The organism is Roseiarcus sp., assembly GCF_052145395.1.
GTDB lineage: Bacteria > Pseudomonadota > Alphaproteobacteria > Rhizobiales > Beijerinckiaceae > Roseiarcus.
The window spans coordinates 1-3,611 of the sequence record NZ_JBKQOT010000447.1 but is presented as its reverse complement, the minus strand read 5'-3'; the positions used below and the strand labels follow the sequence as shown (position 1 = coordinate 3,611).

At 65.9% G+C, this 3,611-nt stretch carries 3 protein-coding genes and 1 pseudogene; all 4 read left to right on the top strand.

Annotation, left to right across the window (positions count from 1 at the left end; translation table 11 throughout):
* Nucleotides 1-733 (top strand): potassium-transporting ATPase subunit KdpA (locus ACLP25_RS15150; protein ID WP_442470015.1); only part of this gene is annotated, 733 nt, incomplete at its 5' end.
* Nucleotides 734-750: 17 nt separating this feature from the next.
* Complete coding sequence (kdpB, locus tag ACLP25_RS15145) at nucleotides 751-2,808, top strand: potassium-transporting ATPase subunit KdpB (protein WP_442470014.1); 2,058 nt, start codon at nucleotides 751-753, stop codon at nucleotides 2,806-2,808.
* A 12-nt stretch (nucleotides 2,809-2,820) separates the two neighbouring features.
* Nucleotides 2,821-3,426 (top strand): potassium-transporting ATPase subunit KdpC, encoded by a 606-nt coding sequence (gene kdpC, locus ACLP25_RS15140; RefSeq protein ID WP_442470013.1) that lies wholly within the window; start codon nucleotides 2,821-2,823, stop codon nucleotides 3,424-3,426.
* 16 nt (nucleotides 3,427-3,442) lie between these two features.
* Nucleotides 3,443-3,611, top strand: a pseudogene (locus ACLP25_RS15135) (hypothetical protein); the annotation flags it as partial.

Below are 3,611 nucleotides of genomic sequence, written 5' to 3'. Positions count from 1 at the left end.
GGGCAAGGAGATCCGCTTCGGCCAAGCGATGTCGGCGTTGTTCACCACCGGGACGAGCGGCACCAGCACTGGCGCGGTCAACGCGATGTTCGATTCATTCACGCCGCTCGGCGGCCTCGTGCCGATGTTCAACCTTCTCGCCGGCTGCATCTGGCCGGGCGGCGTCGGAGCGGGGCTCTACGGCTTCCTCGTCGTTGCAGTCATCGCGGTGTTCATCGCGGGGTTGATGGTCGGCCGCACGCCGGAATATCTCGGCAAGAAGATTGAATCGCGCGAGATGAAATTCGCGATGCTGGCGGTGCTCATCTATCCGCTGAGCGTGCTCGGCTTCGTCGGCGCTTCGGTCCTGCTTCAGACAGCGCTCGATAGTCTCGGCAACAGCGGCCCGCACGGCCTCTCCGAGGTCATCTATCTCTTCGCCTCGAGCAACGCCAACAACGGCTCGGCTTTCGCCGGGATCAATGGCAACACGCTCTGGTTCAACACGACGGGCGGTCTCGCCATGCTGCTGGGACGCTTCGCCTATGTGATCCCGGTCCTCGCCCTCGCCGGGTCGCTCGCGGCAAAGAAGAAGATCCCGGCCACGGCCGGCACCTTCCCGACCGACGGGCCTCTGTTCGTCGGGCTGCTCGTTGGCGTCATCGTCATTCTCTACCTGTTGCAATATTTCCCGGCCCTGTCCCTCGGGCCCGTCGTCGAGCAGTACCTGATGCTCGGCGGAAAAACGTTCTGATCGGAGGCGCGATCGCCATGTCCTCGCACAAACCGCAACCGCAGAGCCTGTTCGACGCCCGGATCATCGGCGCCGCGGCGGTCGACGCCGTGCGCAAGCTCGATCCGCGGGCGCTCGCCAAGAACCCCGTCATCTTTGTGACGGAGGTGGTCTCCGCTGTGGTGACGCTGCTCTTCATCCGCGACCTCGTCACCCACAACGGCGTGGCGGCGTTCTCCGGCCAGATCGCCGCATGGCTCTGGTTTACCGTGCTGTTCGCCAATTTCGCCGAGGCCGTGGCGGAGGGCCGCGGCAAGGCGCAGGCCGACGCGTTGCGGCGGACGCGCACCGACACGCCCGCCAGGCGCTACGTCGATCCCGAAAGCCTCGCCGGCCCCGTCGAGCGCGTGGGCGCGCTCGACCTTCGCCTCGGCGACGTCATTCTGGTCGAAGCCGGCGAGATCATCCCCAGCGACGGCGACATCATCGAAGGTGTCGCTTCGGTCAACGAATCCGCGATCACCGGCGAATCGGCGCCCGTCATTCGCGAGGCGGGCGGCGATCGTTCCGCCGTCACCGGCGGCACGACGGTGCTGTCCGACTTCATCAAGGTCAAGATCACCGCGTCGCCGGGCTCGACCTTCATCGATCGCATGATTGCGCTTGTCGAAGGCGCCGAAAGGCAAAAGACGCCGAACGAGCTGGCGCTGTCGATCCTTCTGTCCGGCCTGACGCTCATCTTCCTGATCGTCTGCGTGACGCTCTGGCCGATCGCCAAATATTCCGGGACGGAGCTGTCGGCGACCGTGCTGATCGCGCTGCTCGTCTGCCTCATTCCGACGACCATCGGCGGCCTCTTATCCGCCATCGGCATCGCCGGCATGGACCGGTTGATCCGCTTCAACGTGATCGCAACGTCCGGCCGCTCGGTCGAGGCGGCGGGCGACGTCGACACACTGCTCCTCGACAAGACCGGCACGATCACGTTCGGCAATCGCATGGCGACCGAGTTCCTGCCGGTGCGCAGCGTGACGACAGAAGACCTCGCCGCGGCGGCGCTCGCCTCCAGTCTCGCCGACGAGACGCCGGAAGGCCGCTCGATCGTCGCGCTCGCCAAGGGCGATTACCGCCTTGCCGAGCCGACGCCAGATCCTGCCCATACTAACATCATTCCCTTCACCGCGCAGACGCGCATTTCGGGCGTGGACATCGCCGGCCGCTCGCTCCGCAAGGGCGCGATCGACTCGATCCTGCGCTACTTGAAGACGACGCTCGACAAGACGCCGCTGGAGTTCCGGCATGAGGTCGAACGGGTCGCGTTGTCGGGCGGCACGCCGCTCGCCGTCTGCGACGGCGGCAGGCTGCTCGGCGTCGTGCATTTGAAAGACGTGGTCAAGCCTCGCATCAAGGAGCGCTTCGCGGCGCTCCGCGCGATGGGCATCCGCACGGTCATGGTGACTGGCGACAACCCCACCACCGCCGCCGCGATCGCCTCTGAGGCGGGCGTCGACGACTTCCTTGCCGAGGCGACGCCAGAGGACAAGCTGGTTTTCATCCGCAAGGAACAGTCCGGCGGCCGGCTCATCGCCATGTGCGGCGACGGCACCAACGACGCCCCCGCGCTGGCGCAGGCGGACGTCGGCGTCGCCATGCAGACCGGCACGCAGGCGGCGCGCGAGGCGGGCAACATGGTCGACCTCGACTCCAATCCGACCAAGCTCATCGAGATCGTCGAGATCGGCAAGCAGCTTCTGATGACGCGCGGCTCGCTGACGACCTTCTCCATCGCTAACGACGTCGCCAAATATTTCGCCATCCTGCCGGCGATGTTCGTGACGACTTATCCGGCGCTCGCCGCGATCAACGTGATGCGGCTCGCCTCGTCGCAGTCGGCGATCCTGTCGGCAGTCATCTTCAACGCTCTGATCATCATCGCGCTGATCCCGCTGGCCCTGAAGGGGGTCGCCTACCGTCCGATCGGCGCCGCTGCGCTGCTGCGGCGCAATCTGCTGATCTATGGACTCGGCGGCCTGATCCTGCCGTTCATCGGCATCAAGGCGATAGACCTTGTCGTCGCCGTTCTGCATCTGGCCTGAAAGGGGCGACTTATGCTTCAACACATCCGCCCCGCCGTCGTTCTGCTCCTGCTCTTCAGCGCGCTGACCGGCCTCGTCTACCCCCTCGCGGTGACAGGCATTGCGCAGATCGCGCTTCCGCGTCAGGCGAACGGCAGCCTGATCGAGAAGGACGGCGTCGTCGTCGGCTCGGCCCTGATCGGGCAGAACTTCAAGAGCGACAAATACTTTCATCCGCGCCCGAGCGCGATTACCGGCACGGACCCCAAAGATTCGACCAAGACCATCGACACGCCCTACGACGCCTCCAATTCGTCCGCTTCGAACCTTGGCCCGACGTCGCAGAAGCTGGTCGATCGAGTGAAGGCTTCGGTCGAGGCGTGGCGTGCGATGGCCGGACCCGGAGCCGTTCCGGCGGACGCCGTGACGACTTCGGCCTCCGGGCTCGATCCGGACGTGTCGCCGCAAACGGCCCTCGCGCAAGTCGCCTCCGTCGCCAAGGCGCGCGGCCTGGACGAGGCTAAGGTGCGCGACCTCGTCGAGGCTTCGATCGATCCGCCGGCCTTCGGCCTGATTGGCGAGCCTCGGGTCAACATTTTGCGGCTGAATTTGGCGCTGGATCAGCTAAAGTCGTCGTGACACACGACGAGAGCTGATGGCCCGAACAAGTCGAGAGGATCAGGGACGTCCGGATCCGGACGCGCTTCTGGCGGCTTTCCGCAGGGAGACGTCCGGCCGGCTCAAGGTGTTCCTTGGCGCGGCGCCGGGGGTGGGCAAGACCTATGCCATGCTGCTCGGCGCGCGGCGGGTGAAGGACGAGGGGG